Below are 22,955 nucleotides of genomic sequence, written 5' to 3'. Positions count from 1 at the left end.
TGTCGTCCTTGCGGCCGCGGCCTCTCTCTCCCTTTTCAACTGCGCATGGGCGCAGGACTCGGACATGGAGACGCGCATGGGCAGCGCGCAGTTCCGCACCGCAGGCCTGCACAAGCTCGACCCCGACGAGCTCCGCGCGCTGGAACAGTGGATCGCCGCGCAGCCCCCCGGGCAAGCGCAGCTGCGCGATGCCCGTGAAGCCGGTCGACGCGAAGCCGCCGTCGAGACCGCGCGCGCGCCGGAATCCGAACCCGTCGACAGCACGATCGTCGGCCGGTTCGAGGGTTTCGCCCGGGGCCGCGTGTTCAACCTCGCCAACGGCCAGGTCTGGCGGCAGGTCGGCGATCAGAACTGGCCCAGCGTCGCTGTCGAAGGTCCGCGGGTCGAGATTCGCCCGGCGCGCTTCGGCGGGTGGTGGATGCGCGTGGGCGACCAGAACACGCGGGCGCGCGTCGAACGCGTCAGGTAAGCGCCGCCACCCGGCTTGCCAGCTTCTTCGGCGACACACCGCCCTTCGCGCCCAGCTCCTGCGCGAACAGCGACACGCGCAATTCTTCGATGTCCCAGCGCAGTGCCTGCCAGTCGGGATCGGCGCTGCGGCCACGTGCGGCGGCTTCGGCGAGTGCGTCGACGAAGGGTTTGACGTCGAGCATCCGCTGCTGATCGCGCAGCGGGTCACGCTGGGCACGTTCGGCGCGTAGCGACAGCGCGCGCAGCCAGCGCGGATATTCGGCCAGCGCGGTGGCCGGCACCGAGCGCAGGAACCCGGGCGGCACCAGCGATTCGAGTTGCGCACGCATGTCGTCGAGGTTGGCCCGCGCCCAGCCCATCAGCTTCGACTCGAGCCGCCCGCGGATCTCGGCGACCAGGTCGAGGATCGCTTCGGCCTGGCGCAGGCGCGCCATCGCCTCGCCGAACAGCGCCTTGCCGACCGCATCGCGGTGCGCGGCGAACGCGTCGGCATCGCGGATCGTGTCGAGGCCATCGACCAGCAGCGCCGCCAGCGCGCCGTCGATCAGATCCTCGCGCAGGCGGTCGCCGGGTTTGCCGTCGCGCGGCGCGGCCGATTCGATCGCGGCATACAGCAGCGCAGTCCTGGGCTGGACCGGCAGCTGCCTGCGCGCCTGGCGCACGCGATCGGCGAGCGCGATCACCAGCAGGCGGCGCACGCCCTGCGGATGCAGGCGACGCGCATGGGCGGGATCGGCATGGACGGCCAGCGAGGCGGTTTCGCCATCGTCCTGCAACGCCGGATAGGCCGGCAGGCCGCCGGCGCCGGCGATCGACACCGGCACCGGCGTGTCCGGAAACTCGGTGAGTCCATGCTGCTGCAGGCCATCGGCCGCGTGCGCGGCGAAGGCGCGCGCGGCGAGCTCACCGAAACGGGCACGCAGTTCGGCGAGATCGCGCGATTCGGCGAGTACTGTCGAGCCCTTGCGATCGCGGCCGGTATCGACCAGGCGCAGATTGGCCCGCAGATGGGGCTCGAGGGTGGCCTCGTCGAAGTCCGAGGCGACGATCTCGACCCCCGCCAGCTTCTTCAGGAAACGCGCGAGCGTGCCGGCAAAGGTGTCGGCATCGCCATCGCGCCAGGCCTGCGCGAAGGCGCGCGCGAAATCCGGTGCCGGCACGAAATTGCGCCGCAGCGCCTTGGGCAGGCTGCGGATCAGCGCGGTCGCCTTGTCTTCGACGAACCCGGGCGCCAGCCATGACAGCCGTACCGGATCGATCGCATTGAGCAGGTGCAGCGGCACCGAGACCGTCATGCCGTCGTCCGGCGCGCCCGGCTCGAACCGGTACGAGACCGCAAGCCGCGCCTCGCCCAGGGCGATGAAGGCGGGGAAGAGTTCGGCGTCCACCCCGTCGGCGACGAGCAGATCGTCGCGGCTCCACAGCAGCGCCTGCTTCGCGGCCTCCGGCGCCCGGCGCCACCAGGCGTCGAGTCCCTGCGCGGAGATCACGTCGGCCGGCAGCCGCTGCGCGTACCACTGGGCCATCCAGTGCTCATCCACGACCAGGCCGGCGCGGCGCTGCTTGGCCTCTTCCTCGCGCGCGCGCTCCAGCGTGCGCAGGTTGCGTTCGAGGAACGCGGCGCGGGTATTGATCTCGCCCGCCACCAGACCATCGCGCAGGAACAGCGCACGCGCCTCTTCGGGATAGAGGCGTCCGTAATCGATCGGCTTCCTGGGGGCGAGCACCAGGCCGAACAGGCTGATCTGTTCGCTGCCGATCACCCGTCCCTGCGCGCGCGACCAGCGCGGATCCTGATGCCGGCGCGCGAGTAGATGGTCGAGTTCCTGGATCACCCAGTCCGGCTCGATCGCCGCATTGGTCAGCGACCAGATCTTCTCGGTATCGAGCAGGGTTGCCGACAGCACCCACGGCGGCGGCTTCTTCGACAGCGGAGAGCCGGGGAATATCTGGAAACGGCGTCCGCGCGGCCCCTCGTACTGGCCCGAGGCGCGACCACCGCCGCCTGGATCAGCGCGGTGGCCGATCTGCGTCGGCAGGCCGGCGATCAATGCGCGATGCAGCGCGGTGTAGGCGGCAGCCTGCGCGCGTGCGATCGCGCGCGCATCGCCAGTCGCCAGCTCCGGCGACGGCGGATCCGCAGGCCAGCCCAACTCCTCGCACTGCAACCGCAGTTGGCGATGCAGCTCGCGCCACTCGCGCATGCGCAGGAAGCCGAGGAAGTTGCGCTCGCACCATTTGCGCAGCTGCGACTGGGTGAGGTCGGCATGCGCCTGCCGGTAGGCGTCCCACAGTTTCACGATGCCCACGAACTCGGACTTTGGATCGGCGAACTGCGCATGCGCGGCATCTGCCGCGCCGCGCTGGTCCGCCGGCCGCTCGCGTGGATCCTGGATGCCGAGGAACGACGTGATCGCGAGCATCTCGTGCAGGCAGCCGTGCTCGCGCGCGGCCACGAGCATGCGCGCGAGCTTGGGGTCGACCGGCAGCCGGGCCATGGTGCGGCCGGTCGCGGTGAGCCGGCGCTGCGCATCGACCGCCCCGAGTTCGGCCAGCTGCTGCCAGCCATCGGCGACCGCGCGCGGATCCGGCGGCTCGACGAAGGGAAAGGACTCGATGTCGCCCAGGCCGAGCGACAGCATCCGCAGGATGACGCCCGACAGCGACGCGCGGCGGATCTCGGGATCCGTGTAGCGCGGCCGCGATTCGAAATCCGCCTCGGAAAACACCCGGAAGCATGTGCCCGGGGCGATGCGGCCGCAGCGGCCCTTGCGCTGGTCGGCGCTGGCCTGGCTGATCGGCTCGATATGCAGGCGGTCGAGTTTCTGCCTGGGACTGTAGCGCTTGACGCGGGCGAGGCCGGGATCGACGACGTAGTGGATGCGCGGCACCGTCAGCGAGGTCTCGGCGACATTGGTCGCCAGCACGATGCGGCGCTGCGGCCCGGGATTGAACACCCGGTCCTGATCCTTGGCCGACAGCCGTGCATACAGCGGCAGCACCTCGGTATGCCGGTACTTGCGCCGCTCGAGCGCCTGGTGGGCATCGCGGATCTCGCGTTCGCCGGGCAGGAAGATCAGCGTGTCGCCGGTGCCGCGGATCTGCATGATCTCGTCGCAGACCGCGACGATGCCGTCGAGCACGCTGCGCTCGCCGGTGTCGGTGCCCTCACCCTCCAGTGGCCGGTAGCGCACTTCGACCGGATAGCCGCGGCCCTCGACATCCACCACCGGCGCACCTCCGAAATGCTCGGCGAAACGCGCGGTGTCGATCGTCGCCGACGTCACGATGAGCTTGAGATCCGGACGCCGGGCCAGCAGTTGTCTGAGATAGCCCAGCAGGAAATCGATGTTGAGGCTGCGCTCGTGCGCCTCGTCGATGATCAGCGTGTCGTAGGCCGACAGCCAGCGGTCGGAGGCGATCTCCGCCAGCAGGATGCCGTCGGTCATGAACTTGATTGCGGTCGCTTCGCTGACGTTGTCGTTGAAGCGCACCTGGTAACCGACCGCGCCTCCGATCGGCACCTGCAGTTCTTCGGCGACCCGCCGCGCGACGGTGCGCGCGGCAATGCGCCGCGGCTGGGTGCAGCCGATCAGTCCGGCGGCGCCACGGCCCGCCTGCAGGCACAGCTTGGGCAGCTGGGTGGTCTTGCCGGAGCCGGTTTCGCCGGCAACGACGACCACCTGATGCTCGCGTATCAGCGCGACGATCTCCTCGGCCTTGCCCGCGATCGGCAAGGTCGGATCAACGGTGGCCTGCGGCAGTCGCGCCGAGCGCGCCTCGCGGCGCCGCACCGACTCGCGCAGGCGGCTTTCGAAGGCCTCGCGTGCCGCAGCGTCCTGCGGCGTCCGCCGCCAGCGACCCAGCAGGCCGAGCAGGCGGCCCCGGTCACGCGTGCCCGCCATCTCGATCGCGAGCTGGGCCTGCTTCAGCGCGGCGGCCACCGATGTGTCGCTGGAATGCTCGATCACGCCCCGCACCTGCCCTCAGTCACATATCCAAAACGGATCCGGCCCTATTGTGGGCGCAAACCCTCAAACAGAGTCCTGCAATGGCCAACTCGAACAAGTCCAGCAAATCCTCCGAGACCCCTGTCGCACCGGCCGTGGCATCGCCCGACGCAAAGTCGAAGGCGCCGGCCATCGATATCGGGATCAGCGACGAGGATCGCAAGGCGGTCGCCCAGCATCTGTCGGTGTTCCTCGCCGATGCCTACACGCTGTATCTCAAGACCCACAACTTCCACTGGAACGTGACGGGGCCGATGTTCAACGCCCTGCACGTGATGTTCGAAGGCCAGTACACCGAGCAGTGGAACGCGCTGGACGAGATCGCCGAGCGCATCCGCGCGCTGGGCTACAACGCGCCGGGTTCCTACGCGGAATTCATGGAGCTGTCGTCGATCAAGGAAGAGCCGGGCCTGGAGAAGTCGCCGGACTGGCGGGAAATGGTGCGCCAGCTCGTGGTCGGCAACGAGGCCGTGTGCCGCAGCGCACGCAAGGCGCTCGAAGTGGCGGACGACGCGGACGACGATCCGACCGAAGACATGCTGATCCAGCGCCTGCAGACCCACGAGAAGAACGCCTGGATGCTCCGCTCGCTGCTGCAGTAAACCTGCACCACGCCCATCCTGGAAACGCCCGGCATTGCCGGGCGTTTCTGCATTGAAGTCCGCCACCCACGCGGTGCACCGATCGCCGTCGCACACTGCTTCGGGCATGGGCTGCGCGCAGCGCCGCTGGCGCGCCCTGGCTGGACTGCGCGGACCAAGCTGCGCGACAGGCCGAAGACTGATTGGGGCAGCGCTCTGCCGGACAGGCGCCTCAACCTTGTGGATACAGCGGCGGCAGGCGCTCGCCGCCCCGGCTGTTGGCAGGCGGGTCGCGCCAGACCGGCCCCGCTCGGAATGCCGAGCGGAGGCCTTGGCGGGCAGCGCTCAGATCCCCTCCCGCCCAACGCGCCCGCTGCCACACCGCCAGCGCCTCGCGTTGCGCCGGATCTTCGAGCAGTGCCGCAAGCGCGTCGAGATCGGGCGGTGGCGGCGTATGCAGGGCGCGCAGCGCCTGCTCCACGTCCGCCGGCTCGCCGGTCTGCAACAGCCGCATCAACTGGCGCACGGCGCCTGCGGGGGGGGCTCCGGAAAATGCCTCCCCGTCGCCGCCCTTCCCTGCCCGCACAGCCCCGCTGCGCGCGGGTCCTGAAAGCCGCGGTCGATACAAACGCCAGGCCAGCCACGCGGTCGCAAGCCACAGGACCGCGAACAGGGCCGCCATCGCCGGCCAGATGCCGGGGGCGGCGGACTCCCCGCCAGGTGAACGGGGCTCCAGAGACGCGGGGTCGGTACCCGGGGTGGCATCCGCGGGCGCGGCCGCGCCGGCCACCGTGAGCGTGACCGCAGGGGGCGCAGCCGTGCGGGCGACGCCGGCGCGCACATCCCACCAGTCGATGCGCGGGCCCTGGACCTTGAGCACGCCACCTGCGCGCGGCACCACGGCATAGCGCCGGGTCAGGCGGACGCTTGGGCGGCCGTTGTCGAACCGTTCGTCGTACTGCGGGGGCTCGGCGAAGACCTGGGCGCTGGCAAGCGGTGGCAGCGCGATCTCGGGCAACTGCGTGCCGACCGCACCATCGAACACCGCCTCCAGCACGAACGTGCTTGCCTCGCCGGCGCGGCCTTCGGTCGGCGCTTCCAGCCAGCGGGTCTGCACGTCATACACCGGCAGCCAGGGTTGCGGGGCGCCGGCGGGCATCGGCCGCACAGTGAGCACGCTGGGGGGACCATTCGCGGTGAGACGGCGTGGCCCACGGTTGAACATGTCTTCGAAGAACCCGCCGCCGACACCTTGACCCTCGAATCGGGCGCCCGGAATGGTCAGGGTGCCGCTGCGTTCCGGGACGATCTGGTAGCGGCGCTCGACCACGGAATAGCGCCGGCCGTCGATCTCGCGGGTGTACTGCACGTCGTTGCCGATGCGCTGCATCGAGGCGCCATCCGCCGCTGGCTGCTCCAGGCTGCCCGACACCAGCGGCGTCGCGTAGTGCAGGCGCACCACGTAACCGACCGACTGCTGCACATAGGGCGACTGCACGTCGATGTCGGCCTCGATGAAGGCGGGCGCGCCGTCGCGCGCGGCACTGACCGCAGCCGGGGCCACGCTCAACGACAACGGCGCAGTGCGCTCGCCACCCACCTGCAGGGCAGGAACAGTCAGTACGCCCTCGCGGCGCGGGCGCAGCGCCACGCCGAACAGCGACCGCGTGCTGCGTCGGCCATTGGTGAATTCGGCCTGGCGCCGGCTGGTGTGGCCGCTGACTTCGAAATCCTGCGAGAGCGGATCCCAGTCGGGCGCGTCGACCACACCGTCGGTCTCGATGTTGAGCGTGGTGGTCTCGCCCAGCGCGATGCGGTCGCGGTCCAGCCAGGCGCGGGTTTCGGCCTGCACGGCCGCGGGCAGACACGCCAGCAGCAGGACCAGGCCCCAACGTGGCCAGCGCTTCGTCGAGCCCGGGTCGTTCATCGATCGTCTCCGCGTGCGCGTCGCTCGTGTTCCAGCCGGAATTTCGCCCGCAGCAAACCGCCGGGATCGTCAGGAACGCGTCGCAGCCACGCGGCATTGGCCTGCTCGCGCTCGCGTTGTACGTCGTCGACCGTCGCGTCCACCGGCGGACCATCCGCCGACTCCGCCTCCGCCTGTCCATCAAGCGCACGCTGCATGCGTTCCTGCTGCGCTGCCTCCGCTTCGCGCTGCGCCTGAGCATCCGGCGGCGGTGCGGATGGCGTCGGCGACGTGCCCGGCGGTGCGGAGCCCGCTGTATCGCTCGGCTCCTGCGGGTCGGCGGGCGTCGAGTCCGAGGGATCATCCTGGTCACCGGGGTCACCCGACTGCGGCTGTCCCTGGCCCTGCCCGTCCTGCGGCGGTGCGCGCGGATCCTGGCCCGGCCCCGGCGGGGGCGTGCGCTTGCGCGCCGCCTCGACCGCAGCGCGGTTGGCCACCGCGTCGGCCATGCCCGGTTGCGCGGCGAGCGCTTCGTCATAGGCCGCGATTGCTTCCTCGAAGCGTCCGAGGCGGGCCAGTGCATTGCCCCGGTTGTAGGCCGCGTCGGCGCCAGGCAGGCCCGTCCACTTGCGCAGTGCCTCGTCGAAATCCTGCCGCTGGTACGCCGCCGCACCGTCGCGCATGCGCGCATACGCAACCTGATCGGCCCGTTGCCAGGCCGTGGCGGCAGGGGGTTGCGCACGCGCGGGGAGCGGCAGCAACGCGGGCACCAATGCGAACGCGAGCACGCAGGCGAGCGCGCTGCCGCGACGGAAGGCGAACAGCACCAGACCGAGCAGCGGCAGGATCAGCCAATAGCCTTCGTCGCGGACGCGGCGGATGCTGGCGTCAGTGCGGGCGGAAGCAACGGCGAGATCCCCGCTCGGGGTCAGTACCCCCAGCGCCTGCAGGTCGTCGTCGTCGGCCGACAACGCGTGATAGCCGCCGCCGCCCGCCGCGGCCAGTGCCTGCAGCGTGCCGGGCTCCAGCCGCGCGTGTACCAGCGCGCCTGTCCCGTCGCGATGGGCTGCGCCCTCGATCGTCCCCAGCCCCAGCACCGAGACCCGGTAGCCCATGCGCGCGGCGATGGCCGCCTCCGCGATCGCCGCCGCATCCACGTCCCCGGTCATCAACAGGATTTCGCCGCGTTGCGCCTGCCCCTGCCGCAGGAGCCTCGCCGCGTGGGCGATCGCGCGATCGGCGCGGCTGCCGTCGGCCGGCATGATGTCGGGCGACAGGGCATCGAGGTACAGGGCGACATTGGCGGCGTCCTCGGTCAGCGGCGCCACCGTGTAGGCATCGTCCGCATAGGCGACCAGCGCGACCTGCCCGGCATCGCGCCCCGCGAGCAGGCGGGCGAGCTTGGCGCGGGCCTGCAGCAGCCGCGATGGCGGCAGGTCGCCGGCGGTGGTGGCCGTCGACAGATCGAGCGCGACCACGAGCGGCGCCATGCCCTGCTCGTGCAGCGGTACTGCGTCCTGGCGCCAGCCGGGCCCGGCCAGCGCGACCACTGCAAGCACGCCGCCCAGCAGCCAGGCGCCAAGACCCAGCAGCCCGCGCCGTTGCGCGCCCCCGTCCAGCAGGTGGGCGAGCAGGTGCGGATCCACCGCTTCGCGCCAGGCATCGGCATCGCGCTGGCGGCGCCACCAAGCCCAGGCGATCGCCGGCAACACGGCCAGGGCCCACAACCACTCGGGCCGGACGAACTGCAGGTGTTCGATAGACGGTGTCATGCGGCGTGCTCCGCGCGCCGCCGCGGACGCAGCCAGAGCGCCAGCAACAGCGCGGCGCAGGCCGCAGCGAGGGGCAGCGGGTAGCGCTCAAGCCGCGGACGCAATGACGGCCCTGGCTGCTCGACCGGTTCCAGACGGTCGATCTCGCGGTAGATGCCCACGAGCTCATCGGTATCGCGCGCGCGGAACGCCCGCCCACCGGTGGTCTCGGCCACGCGGCGCAGGGCGGCCTCGTCGATGGCCGGCTCGCTGCCGGGCATCTGGAAACCGAACAGCCCGCCCGCCCCCGCCTCGCTGCCGAATGCGATCGTGTGCACGCGCACGCCTGCGTCGCGGGCCAGTTCGGCCGCCTTGTCCGGCGTCAGCGCCCCGGCATTGCTGACACCGTCGGTCAGCAGGATCAGCAGGCGCTGCCCGCGCGGCGTGTCCTGCAGGCGCTTGACCGCCAGACCGATCGCGTCGCCGATGGCAGTCTCGCGCCCGACCATCCCGACCACGGTGGCATCGAGCTGCTGGCGCACGCTGGCCCGGTCAAGCGTCATCGGCGTCATCGCGTAGGCGCGCTGGCCGAACACGATCAGGCCGATGCGATCGCCGGCCCGGCGCTCGAGAAAATCGGCGATGACGGCTTTGGCGGCGGTCAGACGGTCCACGGTCTGCACCCCGACGACCATGTCCTCCTCGCTCATGCTGCCCGACAGGTCGACGGCCAGCATGAGGTCGCGGGCGCTGCGCGGCGGTTGCTCGGGCGGCCCCCATTGCAGCGGTCGGGCCGCGGCCACGCACAGCAGGCACCACGCGATCCACAGCAGCCAGTTCGTCGCCGGGGTGCCGCTCGAGATGCGCGGCGTCGCCAACTGCTCGAGTCCGCGATACGGCACGCGCAGGGCGCGGCCACGGGCCCGAGCCGGCGGCAGCCATCGACGCGCAAGCCAGGGCACGGGCATCGCCAGCAGCAGCCATGGCCAGGCGAACAGCCCGGTCAGCGCCTGCAGCCAGCCTTGCCCGTCGAAGCTCACCGGCGACGCTCCATCAGCGCCAGGAAACGCGTCCTGGCGAAGGGATATGCCGCGTCGGCCTCGAGTTCTTCGACCGACGGCCGGAACGCGCCGTCGCGCAGCACCCGACCCGGCCCCTCCGTGAATGGTGCACCAGGCAGCCCGCTATCGAGGAAGGACAACCAATCCTCGCCCTGCAGGCGGTCGGCATCGGCGCTGCAGCGACGCGCTGCGCGGCGTAGCAGGGACGACATCGCCGCGAGCCGGGCAGCGGCATCGCCCGCGTGCGCGACTTCGTCATCGAACAGACGCCGCCAGCGGCGCCGGCGCCAGGCACGCAGCAGCCGCCAGCCCAGCAGCGCCAGGCACACCGCCAGCAATGCCGCCCCCAGCCACCACCAACCTGCCGCCGGCGGCCACCAGGGCGGCGTGGCGGGCTGGTGGATATCACGGAGCACCAGATCGGGCATGGTCATCGTCGGATCACCTTGCCCCTGCGAACGCCGGCAGCCAGGCATCGCTGGCAGCATTGCTCGAGAGCGATTCCACGCCGATGCCCGCACGCCGGAGCTGCTGGACCGCCGCGTCCCGCGGTGCGTCGAAGGCATCGCGCCAGCGCGCGCGCTGCGCCTCGCTGGCCAGGTCCAGATCCACGCGGCCTTCGCCCTGCATGAAGCCGAGCCGCGCCCACGGTGGTGAGCGTTCCACCGGATCGTCGAGCAACAGGACCAGCGCGTCGCAATGGGCGCCGACCGCGGCCCAGTCGCGGGCGGGCACCGCTGCGGCGCTTGCGGCGTCCGCCAGCACCAACAGCCGCGAGCCGGGGCGTAACAGGCGGCGCGCATGATCGATCGCGACGCCAAGGCCGGCATCCTCCTCCGGCATCGCCGAATACCAGCGGCTGAGCGCATGCAGCACGCGCAGCGCCCCGCGCGTGCCGCTGGCCGGCGCGACCGGCGGCTCGATGCCGGACCCGCGCAGGGCGGCGATGCGATCACCATCGGCCGCCGCCGACCACACCGCAACCGCGCCCGCGCGGGCCGCCTGGGTGGACTTGAACCGCACCCGCGTGCCGAAGTAGAGCGCCGCGGCAGTGTCGGCGACGACCATCGTCAGGCGCTCGCGTTCGCGCTGGAAGGTCTTGGTGTGGGGGCGGCCGGTCCGCGCGGTCACGCGCCAGTCGATGTGGCGGGCGTCATCCCCGGCCACGTACTCGCGCGACTCCGCATATTCCATGCCCTGCCCGCGCTGTGGCGATGGCGCCAGCGCACGCGCGCCCACGCGCGCCCGACGTACGCGACTGCGTCGCGCCAGCGGCCGCAGCGCGATGAGTTCCGCAAGCGAAGGCCGGATGCCGGGCAGGGCGCCGCCGGGATTCACGGCAACGGCACCCGATCGATCAGCGCCTCGACCAGCCGGTCACCATCCCAGCCCTCCGCGGTCGCCTCGTAACTTGGCAGCACCCGGTGTCGCAGCACGTCCGGTGCCATCACGCGCACATCGTCGGGGGTGACGAAATCCCGGCCGGCAAGCCATGCATTGGCCCGCGCGCAGCGCTCCAGCGCGATCGATCCGCGCGGACTTGCCCCCCAGGCGATCCGGTCCGCCAGCGCGGTGTCGTAGCGCCCCGCATCGCGCGAGGCCAGCACGAGTTCGATGAGATAGCGCTCGACCGCAGGGGCCATATGCAGATCCAGCACCGCGCGCCGCGCCTCGAAGAGCAGGGCCAGCGGCAGCCGTTCGACCGGCGCCGCCGCATCGTCGAGCTGGGCGCGTGCCCGCGCACGGACCAGCTGAAGAATCCGCGATTCGGCATCGGCCTGCGGATACCCCACGCGGACATGCATCAGGAAGCGGTCGAGTTGGGCTTCAGGCAACGGAAACGTGCCTTCCTGCTCGATCGGGTTCTGCGTGGCCATTACCAGGAACAGCTCGGGCAGACGATAGGTCTGCCGGCCGACCGTCACCTGGCGCTCGCCCATGGCCTCGAGCAGGGCGGACTGCACCTTGGCCGGCGCACGGTTGATCTCGTCCGCCAGCAGGAGGGAGTGGAAGATCGGCCCGGCCTGAAACTCGAAGCGTCCGTCCTGCGGACGCCAGATCTCGGTGCCGGTGAGGTCGGCCGGCAGCAGGTCGGGCGTGAACTGGACCCGGGCGAACTCTGCATCGAGCCGCGCAGCCAGCGCACGGACTGCCATCGTCTTCGCCAGCCCCGGGGCGCCCTCGACCAGCAGATGGCCGTCCGCCAGCAACGCCACCAGCAGGCGGTGGACCAGCGCCGACTGCCCGATGATTTCTTCTGACAGTGCCTCACGCAGCGCGACGAAGCGCGCGTACAGGTCCACCGTGTCTGCGTCCAGGTCCATTGTCATCCTCGGTCACCGACGCAGTGCGCGTCCCGGTGCAGTTTGACCGGAAGCGACGCCCGAGGTTCAACGCCAGCCAACCGGCCGGCCGGCCGGCGGAAACGACAACGGGGCCCGCAGGCCCCGTCGCTTGACGCTCTTTATCGGTTAAGACCCGAGCGGACGCTGCGCGACCCGCATGACCTTGGGCGTGACGAAGATCAGCAGCTCGGCCTTTTCCTTGTCGCGACCCCTCGTCTTGAACAGATTCCCGAGTACAGGCAGGTCGCCGAGGAACGGAACCTTGGACAACGAGGCCCGATCAGCGAATTCGTAGACACCACCGATGGCCACCGTCTGACCGTCATCGATGAGCACCGCCGTGGTGACATTGCGCTTGCTGATCAGAGGCACCGAACCGATCCCCGGATAGGTGGTCTGACCGGTCACTTCGTCCTTCTTGATGTCCATTGCCAGGAAGACACGCCCGTCATTGGTGATCGTCGGCGTGACCCTGAGCTCCAGCAGGACATCCTTGAACTCGACAGTCGGGACCGAATTGCTCTGCCCGCCGGTGATGGTCAGATAGCCGACTTCCTGGCCCTGACTGATCACGGCCTCCCGCTGGTTGCTCGTCACAATCCTCGGGTTCGAGATCACCTCACCGCGCTGCTCCTGCTGCAAGGCCTGGAGTTCCAGTTCCCAGTTGATCGTGTTGCCGAGAATAGTGAAGGCGACAGCTGCGGGATTCATATCCCGAGGAACCCCAAAATTGACGTTCCGCCGTGCCACATCATCCTTCCAGGTCGGGATGGGATCGGGGTTCGTCGGCGTAGGAATGCGGCTGTTGTTGTACGCCGCGTTCGTTTCCAGAGAGCCCGAGGAGATCAGCCGGTCCTTCGCACCGAAGACACCGAAACGCGCCCCGAGATCCCGTGCAAACGAATCGTTGGCAATCACGATCCGCGCCTCGATCACCACCTGGTCGACGGGCTTGTCGAGCATGTTCACCAGCCGCTTGACCTCCGACACCCGGTTCGGGATATCGATGACCAGCAGCGTGTTCGTGCGCCGGTCGAAACTGATGCTGCCGCGCGAGGACAGGAAGCCGCGCTGCTGTGATGCACCGCCACCGCCACTTGCGCCGCTCTTGCTTTCATCCGTCAGCAACTTGGCGATGTCTTCCGCATTGCCGTAGCTGATCGGGATGTACTCCGTCGTCATCTCGGCGCGCTCTTCGATCGCCAGGCGTGCGTCTTCCTTGGCCTGCTCGAACGAAGCGATCTCGCTCTGCGGCGCGACCCAGACCACGTTGCCGCTGCGGCGCTTGTCCAGCGACTTGGCCTGCAACACGATATCCAGCGCCTGGTCCCACGGCACGTTCTGCAGCCGCAGGGTCACGCTGCCGGTCACACTGTCGCTGGCGACGATATTGAGATTCGACTCGTCTGCGATCAGCTGCAGCACGGTGCGTACCGGCACGTCCTGGAAGTTGAATGTCACCGGTGCGCCACTGTAGGCGCGCACGTCGGACACGGTGGCCGTGGCCGACTGGCCCATCGTCGCTGCAGTCGTGGCTGCACCGACCGCGCGGTCGCTGCCGGCCGCGCGCGGAATGATCTCGACGATGTAGTCGCGGCCACTCTGGTACGCCATCGGTTCGAACTCGCCACGTGCACTCAGCACCACCTGGGCGCCCTCGGCTCCGTGACGGGTGTCGATCCGCTGCACGGGCGTTGCGAAGTCGGTCACGTTGAGCGGCCGCTGCAGCGCCGACGGCAGGGATGCGCCGCCCAGGTTGATCACCACGCTGCCACCTTGGGTCCGCAGATCAGGCGCGGCTCCATCTCCATCGAAGCGCAGCACCAGCTTGCCCGAACCGCCATCGCCGCGGCGGAAGTCGAGGTCGGTCACCGAGACCGCACCCGTCGGCTGCACGGCCGTTGCGCCGGCCTGCAGCAGGGGCAGCATCGAAACGTGGGTCGGCACCTGCGCCGCGTGTGCGCCGCTGAACGCCGCCATCAATCCTATGGCAAGACCGAGTGCACAGGCACGCGTCGAGTTCGTCCGGCCCGCCTGCAGGCTCCCCGCTTTGCTCACGGTCATGTTGCTTCCCCTCATCATTGTTCGTTCAGCGCGAGCGAAGCCGGGCGCTCGAGCCAGCCGCCGGCGCCATCGGGCACCAGCTCGACGAGCTCGATGCGATTTTCGTTGACCGAGGTGACCCGGCCATCGTTCTGTCCCAGGTAGTTGCCAGGGGTGATGCGATAGGTGACCTTGTCGGGCGCCAGCACCAGGCCGACGATCCGCCCCCCTGTACCGATCGTGCCAACCATCGACATGCTGTCGAGCGGGAACTGCTCGGTCACTTCCTTGCGCCGGTTCGAATCCGGGCGCGGCCCGCTGCCGCCGCCGTCGTCGGTAAACGCGTTGCTGAAAGGATCGCGGATGCCCTGCGCCGAATACTCGAAGGTCTCGAACTGCTGCATCACCGGCAACGGGTCGAGCGCGGGCGCGGGACGCTGCTTGACCTCTTCGACCCAGACTTCGAGGTTGGGCGCATCGCCTGGCTGACTGCTGATGCCGCGGCCGCAGCCCGTCGCTGCAAGAACCAGGACGAACACCGACAAACCACGCGCGAATGCGGGAGTTGCGATCGCCATCACAGCATGCCTCCAGTCGCCGTTCCCGCAGCCGTCTCGCCTGCCGCTCCGGCCTGCGATTGAAGGCCCGTGTCTTCCTCGTCCAGATACCGGTAGGTCTTCACTGTGCCGGAGAGCTCCAGACTCGAGTTCGGCCCGATCGCGGCCAGACCACCCGCCTCGCCAGCCGTGCCCGCGCGTGGCTTCAGGGAGATGTCGTGCATCGTCATGATCACCACGCGCGGCAGCGAGGCGACGCCGCTGACGAATGCGCCGAACTGGTGATAGCTGCCCACCATGCGCAGCGCAATCGGCTGCTCGGCGTAGAACTCACGCGGTGCTTCCTCGCCCGGCTTGAAGAGGTCGTTCTGGATGCCGGTGGCGATGGCGGTCTGCGAGATGTCGACGATCAGGTCGGGCATCTCGGTCTTGCTCGGCAGCTGGCGCAGCATCTGCTGCAGTTGCTGCTCCATCTGTGCAAGTTGCTGCTTGAGCGGCTCGAGGTTGGCGGCCTTGGCCTGTTCCCGCTCGAAATCCGCACGCAGCCCTGATTCCTGCGCTTCGAGGCTCGCCAGCTCGTCGCCCTTCTCGCGGGTCACCACGTACCACAGCAGGAAGAAGATCAGCATGCCGACCAGCACACACGCGCCGATCTTGTACTCGCGGGGCCACGAACCACTGTTGTTGAAGTCGAGCTCGCGCAGCGACATCTTCTTCCTGCTCACGAGGCGGCTCCTTCGGCGGCGGGCGCAGCGACCGGCTGGGCATCGGATGCGGCGTTGCCCGAAGCGTCCGGTTCGAGACCCTCGACAGCCGCGGCTTCCTTGGCGGCCGGCGTGGACAGCTTCACGTTCAAGGTGAACGCGTACGGCAGGCCCGGAACGCCGTCACGCGCTTCGATCACCGACAGCTGCGGGCTGGTCATCCAGCCGGAGCTTTCGAGCGAGCGCATGTAGGTACTCACGCGCGCGTTTGATTGCGAGCGGCCCTCGAGCGTCAGGATCTCGCCCTCCTGCTTGAGCGAAGTCAGCAGCACCCCATCGGGAATGGTGCGGACCAGCTGGTCGAACAGGTGGACCATCTGCGAGCGCTTGCCCTGCAACTCCTCGATCACGCTCTTTCGCGCCAGCAGGCGCGCGCGCTGCGACTCGAGCGTGTCGATCTCCGCGTTCTGCTTCTTGACCTCGGCGATCTCCTGCTGCAGGAACGCGTTGCGTTCGTTCTGCCCGTCGATCTGCGCGTTGTAATACATGTTCACGAGGAACCACAGCGCGACGCCGGTCGCCGCGGCGAGGCCCACCATCACGCCGAATTCTTTCTGCCGCTGCTTGCGCCGTTCGACGCGCCACGGGAGGAGATTGATCCTGGACATCAGTCGAAGCTCCTCAGGGCCAGGCCGCAGGCGATCATCAGTGCCGGCGCGTCCTGGGCGAGCGCATGCGCCTGCACCCGCGGGCCGAGCGTCATCTGCGCGAGCGGATTGGCCAGCACGGTCTGCACGCCCAGTTGCTCCTCGACCATGTCTGCAACGCCCGGAATGGACGCGCAGCCGCCGGCCAGGACCACCTGATCGACCCGGTTGAAGTCGCTGCCGGCGTAGAAGAACTGCAGCAGACGGCTCACCTGCTGGACCATCGCCTCCTTGAACGGCTCGAGTACTTCGACTTCGTAGCTCTCGGGCAGACCCCCTTGACGCTTGGCGAGGCCGGCTTCCTCGTAGCTGAGGCCGTAGCGGCGCATCACCTCGTCGGTGAGCTGCTTGCCGCCGAACACCTGCTCGCGCGAGTAGAGGCTGCGACCGTTCCGAAGCACGTTGAGCGTGGTCATCGTCGCGCCGACATCGACCAGCGCAACCACGCCATCGGCCGGCATGCTGAGCGTGCCTGCAAGCATCGCGAAGGCGTTCTCGACCGCGAAGGCCTCGACATCGATGACCTTGGCCGTCAGGCCACCCAGCTCGAGCGCCGAGGCACGCAGCTCGACGTTCTCCGATCGTGACGCGGCCAGCAGCACCTGGACCATCTCCGCATTGCCCGGCATCGCACCGAGCACTTCGAAGTCGAGGTTCACTTCCTCGATCGGGTACGGAATGTAGTTGACCGCCTCGAGCTCGACCTGCGATTCCATGTCGTCCTCGTCGAGGTCGGCCGGCATCGGGATCGTCTTGGTGATCACTGCCGAACCCGACACCGCGGCTGCGGCATGCTTGGCCTTGGTGCCCGAACGCGACACCGCGCGCCGGATCGCCTCACCCACCGCTTCGACCTCGACGATGTTCTTCTCGACCACCGCATTGGGCGGCAAAGGCTCGACCGCGTAATGCTCGACGCGATAACGATTGCCCTGCCGCGACAGCTGCAACAGCTTGACGGCAGTCGAGCTGATGTCGACGCCGATGACCGGCACCTGGCTTTTTGTGATGAGCCCCACGGTATTTCCCCTTTGCCACGGGCGCTTAGCCACGCCTCGTGTCCCGGCGCATTAAATAGCGGACTTTGCTTGTATTGGCAACATGAACTTTGATTGACCATGCGGATTCCCAGACGGCGCTCTCGCTTTCTGACCGCTCGCCAGTCCGCGCGCCAGGCTCGCTGCCGCCCCCCGGCCGCCTCCCCTATACTGCGCCGCCATGAGCCCAGCCCCTTCCAAGCCGCAGACCCCCCGCCCTTCCCGGCTCCGCCGCCTGATGCGCTGGACCCTGATCGCGATCGCCGCCATCGGTCTGCTCGCCGCAATCACCGGCGGCATTCTCTACGCGGCCGTCGCGTCCAAGCTGCCGGACGTGGAAGCCCTGCGCGACATCGAGATGCAGGAGCCGCTCTATGTCTATGCCAGGGACGGACGTCTCATCGCCCTGTTCGGCGAGACGCGTCGTTACCCGGTCAAGATCGAGGAAGTGCCCGAGCGGTTGAAGCAGGCCTTCCTGGCGACGGAGGACGCGCGCTTCTACGAGCATGGCGGTATCGACTATCGCGGTGTCGGACGCGCGCTGTGGCTTCTGGCGACGACGAACGACCGCCGCGTGCCCGGCGGTTCGACCATCACCCAGCAGGTTGCGCGGCAGTTTTTCCTGAGCTCGGACTACAGCTTCACCCGCAAGTTCGCCGAGATGCTGCTGGCCCGGAAGATGGAGCAGAACCTCAGCAAGGACGAGATCTTCGAGCTCTACCTCAACAAGAGCTTCTTCGGCAATCGCGCCTACGGGGTGGCGGCGGCGGCGGAGTTCTATTACGGCAAGTCACTGGACGAGCTCTCCCTCGACGAGATGGCCTCGCTGGCGGCGATTCCGAAGTTCCCATCGAGCGGCAATCCGCTCAGCAATCCCGAACGCGCGAAGGAACGCCGCGATGTCTACGTGCTCGCACGGATGCAGGAGCTGGGCTTCATCAGTCCCCAGGAGGCAGCAGCGGCGCGTGCGGTCGAGATGCACGCAAGCCCTCACGAGCGCCCGATCGAGGTCTATGCGCCCTATGTGGCGGAGATGGTCCGGCTGGAGATGATCGCGCGCTACGGCGGCGACGTCCTGACCCGTGGCTACCACGTCACCACGACGATCGATCCGACGATGCAGGCCGCTGCCGAGCTCGCGGTGCGCAACGGGCTGTCGACCTACGACCGGCGCCACGGCTGGGTCAAGCCCACTGAAACCTTCGACTTGGCCGAGGGCGAGGATGCCGCGACCACGGCGCGGCGCCTGCGCGGTATTCCACCGCAGGGCGGCATGCTGCCGGCGATCGTCGTGCGCAGTGGCAACGCGAGCGCCGATGTGGTGCTCGCGGACGGGCAGTCCATCACCCTGGACGCGGCAGCCAGCCGCTGGACGGGCAAGAATCCTGCTGCGCTGCTTGCGCGTGGCGACCTGACCCGCGTACGCCGCATCGAGACGCAGGCCAAGCCGGCGGCGAACGCGTCAGCCGATACGCCGGCGCCGCCCAAGATCACCTGGCAGCTGGAACAGTTGCCGCGCGCGCAGGCGACGCTGGTCTCGATGGAGCCCGACGACGGCGCACTGCGTGCGCTGACCGGCGGCTTCAGCTTCGCGGGCAGCAACTTCAATCGCGCGACACAGTCGCGGCGCCAGCCCGGCTCCAGCTTCAAGCCTTTCATCTTCGCCGCGTCGTTCGAGAAGGGCTTCAATCCAGCGTCGATCGTGCTCGACGCTCCGGTGCTGTTCCGGATGCGTCGAGGCCAGGACTGGCGCCCGCAGAACTCCGACGGCAAGTTCGCCGGTCCGATGCGGCTGCGCGAGGCACTCGTACAGTCGCGCAACCTTGTGGCCGTGCGCCTGCTCGATGCCATCGGCGTCGACTACGCGCGCAGGTACATCAGCCATTTCGGCTTCGAGGAATCGCAGCTGCCGCCGAACCTGTCGATCGCCCTGGGCACACCCTCGCTGACCCCACTCGACGTGACCCGCGCCTATTCGGTGTTCTCCAATGGCGGGTTCCGCGTCACGCCATGGTTCATCGACGAGGTCCGCGATCGCGAAGGCACGCTGGTCTTCAAGGAGAATCCGGCCCGCGCCTGCCGCGGTTGCGGGGCCGGGGGCACACCGGGTCAGCCTGCGGCGCCGCGCCATGTCGTGGATGGGTTCAATCTGGGGCCGGCAGCCGAGCCACGGCAGGTAACCGCCGCCCCGGCGGCAGCGGCGGCCGCGCCCGAGCCGCGCGAAGACGGCGCCGCGCCGGTCATTGCACCGCGCGCGATCGACGAGCGGGTTGCCTACCAGCTGGTCTCGATGATGCGCGACGTCGTAAAACGCGGCACCGGCACCGCCGCGCGGGTACTCGAGCGCGACGACGTCGGCGGCAAGACCGGCTCGACCAACGACCATCGCGACGCCTGGTTTTCGGGGTTCGGCGGCAACCTCGTCACGTCGGTCTGGGTCGGCCGCGACGACAACCGCTCGCTCGGCTTCCGCGAGTACGGTGGACGCGCGGCGCTGCCGATCTGGATCGACTTCATGCGTGTCGCACTCGAGGGCGTACCCGAAGCATCCAACGAGCCGCCCGAGGGCATGGTCCGCGTCTCGGTGACGGCCGGTGGCCGCTTGCTGCCGACCACATCCGAGGGCGGCATCATCGAATACGTGAAGGTCGAGGATCTCGATCGCATGGAATCGGAGATCGACCTGCGGATTGACGAGACGCCCGCCGAGGAAGCGTTCGACATCTTCTGATCGTCCCCGACATGCCGCTGTCAGCGTTGACGATCTGCGTATTCTCACGCCAAACCCCGCACTACGGCGGGCGCGCGGCGGCGTCTTGACCGGGTACCGGGGAAGCGTAGAGTCGACGGCGGGGGATCAACGGAGAGGCGAGCATGCACCGCGCGCGCCAGCACTCGGATAGCCGCAACCGTGAACGCCGCAATCGCCTCGCGCAGGAGGCGGCCCGGCTGATGGCGGAAGGCGGAATCCACGATATCCATCAGGCAAAGCTCAAGGCGGCGGATCGCCTGGGTATCCATGACGAGGCGGCGCTGCCGCGCGACGGCGAGATCGAAGTCGCGCTGCGTGAGTACCAGCGGCTGTTCAGCGGCACGCGGCAGATCGACGCCCTGCGCGTACGGCGTGAAGCGGCCGAACGCGCGATGGCATTCCTTGCAGCGTTTTCCCCACGCCTGGTCGGTCCAGTGCTCGAGGGCACGGCCGACGCGCATTCGGCGGTGACGCTGCATGTGCACACCGACGACCCGGGCGCGCTCGTTCGCTTCATCGAGGAACACGGCATTCCGGCCGAGGGGCGGATGCGCCGCGTACGGCTGGATCGCCAACGGACGGTGGATGTCGATGTCTGGCTGTTCGCGGCGGAAGACCTGACGTTCGACCTGACCGTCCTGCCCGAAGCCAGTCTTCGGCAAGCTCCCCTGTCGTCCGGCGACGATCGCCCCATGCGGCGTATGTCGCACCCCCAGCTCCGCAAGCTGCTGACCCAGGAGTACGGGGCACCGGAAGCGCGATAGGCGCGCTACCGGCCAACGGAGCCACTCCCGGACGGCGCGACTATTCGGCGACGATCCGCGCGCTGTCGCCACTGCCGAAGACGCGCGCACGCGCCCCGACCCGCAGGCCGCTGGCATCGGCAGCGCGGATCGCGGATTCGCTCCCGTCATCGAAGCGCAGCATCACCATGAAAACGGTGGCCATTGCGCCGCCCGCTGCGGGCGTGGCTGCACCTTCCACAACGTCGCGAGTCACGCCACTGGCGACCTCGTAGGCCTCGTAGGAGTACTCGCCGGTGACCCGGGAGGCTGCGCGGCCCGCCATGCGTCCCAGCGCACGACCGATCGCACCGCCGCCGCGCGACGGCTCGCTGCGCTGCTGGCCGGCAGTCACCGGAACCTGCATGGTGCTGATTCCCGTGACCGTTCCACTGCGGAAAGACATTTCCTGTGCTCCAGTGGCGAAAGCGGCCAGCGCAATGCCGCAGCCAATCACTACCGCCCAGATCTGTTGCATCTTCATCGTCGCCCCCTCGCGTCGGATTGAAACCCTGCCCGGTCGATCCGGAACAACCACCGGATCACTCGACCAGTCTCACGAAGAGGCGCGGCGCAGAGAATCGGAAAACAACGGTGCGAGCCGTCAGCCGCCGCCTCCGGGCGCGATAGCACGAACATGAAAAAGGCGACCCATGGGCCGCCTTCTTCGTACTCCATCGATGACGGTGCGTGGATCAGCGCGCGCCGGCATCCTTGTAGTCACGCACGTCGTAGCCGGTATAGATCTGGCGCGGACGACCGATCTTGGCTTCCGGATCGACCTGCTGCTCGAGCCAATGCGCCACCCAGCCAGCGGTGCGGCCGATCGCGAACATCACGGTGAACATCTCGGTCGGGATGTTCAGCGCCTTGTAGATGATGCCGCTGTAGAAGTCGACGTTCGGATACAGCTTGCGCTCGACGAAGTAATCGTCCTTCAGCGCCGCTTCCTCGAGCTTCATCGCCACGTCCAGCAACGGGTCGTTGATGCCCAGTTCGCCGAGCACCTTGTGGGTCATCTCGCGGATGATCTTCGCGCGCGGATCGAAGTTCTTGTAGACGCGGTGACCGAAGCCCATCAGGCGGAACGGGTCATTCTTGTCCTTGGCGCGCAACACCGCCTTCTCGACGTTGTCGGCGGTGCCGATCTCGGCGAGCTGCTTGAGTACCGCCTCGTTGGCACCGCCATGTGCCGGGCCCCACAGCGCGGCGATGCCGGCGGCGACCGATGCATACGGGTTCGCGCCGGTGGAGCCGACGAGGCGCACGGTCGAGGTCGACGCGTTCTGCTCGTGGTCGGCGTGCAGGATGAAGAGCAGGTCCATCGCCTTGGCAACGACCGGATTGAGCTCCAGCGGCTCGCTCGGCATCTCGAACATCATGTGCAGGAAGCGATCGACGTAGCCGAGGCTGTTGCGCGGGTAGCGGATCGGCTGGCCGATCGAATACCGGTACGCGGCAGCGGCCAGCGTCGGAACCTTGGCGATCAGGCGGATCGCGGCGAGGCGGCGCTGTTCGGGATCCTGCAGATCCAAAGTGTCGTGGTAGAACGCCGACATCGAAGCGACCGAGGCGGCAAGCATCGCCATCGGGTGCGCGTCGTGGCGGAAACCCTGCAGGAAGCTCTTGAGCGACTCGTGCATCATCGTGTGATGCGTGACCTCGTGCTCGAACTTGGCGAACTCGTCGGCGTTCGGCAGTTCCCCGGCCTGCAGCAGGTAGGCGACTTCGAGGAAGCTCGACTTCTCGGCCAGCTGGTCGATCGGGTAACCGCGATACAGCAGCACACCCTCGTCGCCGTCGATGTAGGTGATCGCCGACTTGCAGCTGGCGGTAGCGGTGAAGCCGGAATCGTAGGTGAAGCAGCCGGTTTCCTTGGGCAGCTTCGAGATGTCGATGCACGGATTGCCGAGCGTGCCGTGGAGGACGGGCAGGGTCACCGTCTTGCCGGCGGCATCGAGCTTGACCTGGTCAAGCTTGGAATTGGATTCAGACACTCTGAAGGCTCCTCATTTCTACGGGCGGCAATGCCGTCCGGCCTGGCGGGCGCGGCGTGTGCCGCAACGCGTCAATTATCGCATAGCGTTTCCGCAGGCGCCGACCGCGTACGCGTGGGCGGACGACGAACACGGCAAAGCCCACCGCGTGCACACACGGCGGGGCTGATGACCTGCAAAACAGACGGCCGCCCGGAGGCGGCCGCTGGTGTCGCCGGACAATGCCCTCGCCTTGGCGAGCGCATCGCTCC

Annotated in this window: 17 protein-coding genes and 1 pseudogene; 4 read left to right on the top strand and 14 right to left on the bottom strand. The window is 68.7% G+C overall.

Annotated elements, in window-relative coordinates; genetic code table 11:
• Nucleotides 1-64: 64 nt before the first annotated feature.
• Entirely contained in the window at nucleotides 65-469 is a 405-nt protein-coding gene (locus CNR27_RS05585; RefSeq protein WP_123832767.1) for a hypothetical protein, read from the top strand.
• On the opposite strand, the gene hrpA is transcribed toward CNR27_RS05585, so the two are convergent.
• Nucleotides 462-4,376: an ATP-dependent RNA helicase HrpA gene (gene hrpA, locus CNR27_RS05580; protein ID WP_096300339.1), complete on the bottom strand. Its 3,915-nt coding sequence runs from the start codon at nucleotides 4,374-4,376 to the stop codon at nucleotides 462-464. The genes CNR27_RS05585 and hrpA overlap by 8 nt on opposite strands.
• Nucleotides 4,377-4,522: 146 nt before the next feature.
• Here hrpA and CNR27_RS05575 point away from each other — a divergent pair, with 146 nt between their 5' ends.
• On the top strand, nucleotides 4,523-5,083 hold the full coding sequence (locus tag CNR27_RS05575) for a Dps family protein (RefSeq protein WP_096297304.1): 561 nt from the start codon (nucleotides 4,523-4,525) through the stop codon (nucleotides 5,081-5,083).
• A 211-nt stretch (nucleotides 5,084-5,294) separates the two neighbouring features.
• Here CNR27_RS05575 and CNR27_RS05570 read toward each other — a convergent pair whose 3' ends face one another.
• The 11 genes and pseudogenes from CNR27_RS05570 to CNR27_RS05520 form a co-directional block, all read right to left on the bottom strand.
• A complete protein-coding gene (locus CNR27_RS05570; RefSeq protein WP_096297303.1) occupies nucleotides 5,295-6,989 on the bottom strand; it encodes a BatD family protein in 1,695 nt (564 codons plus the stop codon).
• Nucleotides 6,986-8,740 carry a VWA domain-containing protein gene (locus CNR27_RS05565; RefSeq protein ID WP_096297302.1) on the bottom strand — a complete coding sequence of 585 codons (1,755 nt, stop codon included), beginning with the start codon at nucleotides 8,738-8,740 and terminating at the stop codon, nucleotides 6,986-6,988. The genes CNR27_RS05570 and CNR27_RS05565 overlap by 4 nt, the downstream gene beginning before the upstream one ends.
• Complete coding sequence (locus tag CNR27_RS05560; protein WP_096300338.1) at nucleotides 8,737-9,687, bottom strand: vWA domain-containing protein; 951 nt, start codon at nucleotides 9,685-9,687, stop codon at nucleotides 8,737-8,739. The genes CNR27_RS05565 and CNR27_RS05560 overlap by 4 nt, the downstream gene beginning before the upstream one ends.
• Nucleotides 9,688-9,755: 68 nt before the next feature.
• Complete coding sequence (locus CNR27_RS05555; protein ID WP_096297301.1) at nucleotides 9,756-10,214, bottom strand: DUF4381 family protein; 459 nt, start codon at nucleotides 10,212-10,214, stop codon at nucleotides 9,756-9,758.
• A gap of 7 nt (nucleotides 10,215-10,221) precedes the next feature.
• Nucleotides 10,222-11,118, bottom strand: coding sequence for a DUF58 domain-containing protein (locus tag CNR27_RS05550; protein ID WP_096297300.1), 897 nt, complete (start codon nucleotides 11,116-11,118; stop codon nucleotides 10,222-10,224).
• On the bottom strand, nucleotides 11,115-12,110 hold the full coding sequence (locus CNR27_RS05545; protein ID WP_096297299.1) for an AAA family ATPase: 996 nt from the start codon (nucleotides 12,108-12,110) through the stop codon (nucleotides 11,115-11,117). Before CNR27_RS05545 ends, CNR27_RS05550 begins: the two co-directional genes overlap by 4 nt.
• A gap of 141 nt (nucleotides 12,111-12,251) precedes the next feature.
• On the bottom strand, nucleotides 12,252-14,189 hold the full coding sequence (locus CNR27_RS05540) for a type IV pilus secretin PilQ (protein WP_096297298.1): 1,938 nt from the start codon (nucleotides 14,187-14,189) through the stop codon (nucleotides 12,252-12,254).
• A 14-nt stretch (nucleotides 14,190-14,203) separates the two neighbouring features.
• A complete protein-coding gene (locus tag CNR27_RS05535; protein WP_096297297.1) occupies nucleotides 14,204-14,746 on the bottom strand; it encodes a pilus assembly protein PilP in 543 nt (180 codons plus the stop codon).
• On the bottom strand, nucleotides 14,746-15,450 hold the full coding sequence (locus CNR27_RS05530; protein WP_096297296.1) for a type IV pilus inner membrane component PilO: 705 nt from the start codon (nucleotides 15,448-15,450) through the stop codon (nucleotides 14,746-14,748). The genes CNR27_RS05535 and CNR27_RS05530 overlap by 1 nt, the downstream gene beginning before the upstream one ends.
• Before the next feature lie 2 nt (nucleotides 15,451-15,452).
• A pseudogene (locus tag CNR27_RS05525) lies at nucleotides 15,453-16,097 on the bottom strand (PilN domain-containing protein); the annotation flags it as partial.
• The gene (locus CNR27_RS05520) at nucleotides 16,097-17,155 is read right to left on the bottom strand and encodes a pilus assembly protein PilM (protein WP_096297294.1); all 1,059 of its coding nucleotides are present in this window, start codon (nucleotides 17,153-17,155) and stop codon (nucleotides 16,097-16,099) included. The gene CNR27_RS05520 and the pseudogene CNR27_RS05525, both read right to left, overlap by 1 nt.
• A gap of 199 nt (nucleotides 17,156-17,354) precedes the next feature.
• Here CNR27_RS05520 and CNR27_RS05515 point away from each other — a divergent pair, with 199 nt between their 5' ends.
• Nucleotides 17,355-19,904, top strand: coding sequence for a penicillin-binding protein 1A (locus tag CNR27_RS05515; RefSeq protein ID WP_096297293.1), 2,550 nt, complete (start codon nucleotides 17,355-17,357; stop codon nucleotides 19,902-19,904).
• A 143-nt stretch (nucleotides 19,905-20,047) separates the two neighbouring features.
• Nucleotides 20,048-20,689: a hypothetical protein gene (locus tag CNR27_RS05510; RefSeq protein ID WP_096297292.1), complete on the top strand. Its 642-nt coding sequence runs from the start codon at nucleotides 20,048-20,050 to the stop codon at nucleotides 20,687-20,689.
• 40 nt (nucleotides 20,690-20,729) lie between these two features.
• Here the strand turns inward: CNR27_RS05510 and CNR27_RS05505 are convergent, their stop codons facing one another.
• Entirely contained in the window at nucleotides 20,730-21,113 is a 384-nt protein-coding gene (locus CNR27_RS05505; protein WP_123832776.1) for a hypothetical protein, read from the bottom strand.
• A gap of 289 nt (nucleotides 21,114-21,402) precedes the next feature.
• Entirely contained in the window at nucleotides 21,403-22,704 is a 1,302-nt protein-coding gene (locus CNR27_RS05500) for a citrate synthase (RefSeq protein ID WP_096297290.1), read from the bottom strand.
• Between the last annotated feature and the right edge of the window lie 251 nt (nucleotides 22,705-22,955).

It is taken from the genome of Luteimonas chenhongjianii, assembly GCF_002327105.1.
GTDB lineage: Bacteria > Pseudomonadota > Gammaproteobacteria > Xanthomonadales > Xanthomonadaceae > Luteimonas > Luteimonas chenhongjianii.
Note: the sequence above shows the minus strand (reverse complement) of the source record. Positions and strands in the feature narration are given on the sequence as shown.

Excerpts from the sequence above, each read along its gene's own strand:
- CNR27_RS05515 (WP_096297293.1), top strand. The coding sequence starts at position 17,355 with ATGAGCCCAGCCCCTTCCAAGCCGCAGACCCCCCGCCCTTCCCGGCTC.
- CNR27_RS05535 (WP_096297297.1), bottom strand. The coding sequence starts at position 14,746 with ATGGCGATCGCAACTCCCGCATTCGCGCGTGGTTTGTCGGTGTTCGTC.
- CNR27_RS05555 (WP_096297301.1), bottom strand. The coding sequence starts at position 10,214 with ATGACCATGCCCGATCTGGTGCTCCGTGATATCCACCAGCCCGCCACG.
- CNR27_RS05545 (WP_096297299.1), bottom strand. The coding sequence starts at position 12,110 with ATGACAATGGACCTGGACGCAGACACGGTGGACCTGTACGCGCGCTTC.
- CNR27_RS05570 (WP_096297303.1), bottom strand. The coding sequence starts at position 6,989 with ATGAACGACCCGGGCTCGACGAAGCGCTGGCCACGTTGGGGCCTGGTC.
- CNR27_RS05565 (WP_096297302.1), bottom strand. The coding sequence starts at position 8,740 with ATGACACCGTCTATCGAACACCTGCAGTTCGTCCGGCCCGAGTGGTTG.
- CNR27_RS05510 (WP_096297292.1), top strand. The coding sequence starts at position 20,048 with ATGCACCGCGCGCGCCAGCACTCGGATAGCCGCAACCGTGAACGCCGC.
- CNR27_RS05575 (WP_096297304.1), top strand. The coding sequence starts at position 4,523 with ATGGCCAACTCGAACAAGTCCAGCAAATCCTCCGAGACCCCTGTCGCA.
- CNR27_RS05540 (WP_096297298.1), bottom strand. The coding sequence starts at position 14,189 with ATGACCGTGAGCAAAGCGGGGAGCCTGCAGGCGGGCCGGACGAACTCG.
- hrpA (WP_096300339.1), bottom strand. The coding sequence starts at position 4,376 with ATGGCGGGCACGCGTGACCGGGGCCGCCTGCTCGGCCTGCTGGGTCGC.
- CNR27_RS05505 (WP_123832776.1), bottom strand. The coding sequence starts at position 21,113 with ATGTCTTTCCGCAGTGGAACGGTCACGGGAATCAGCACCATGCAGGTT.
- CNR27_RS05585 (WP_123832767.1), top strand. The coding sequence starts at position 65 with ATGGAGACGCGCATGGGCAGCGCGCAGTTCCGCACCGCAGGCCTGCAC.
- CNR27_RS05560 (WP_096300338.1), bottom strand. The coding sequence starts at position 9,687 with ATGCCCGTGCCCTGGCTTGCGCGTCGATGGCTGCCGCCGGCTCGGGCC.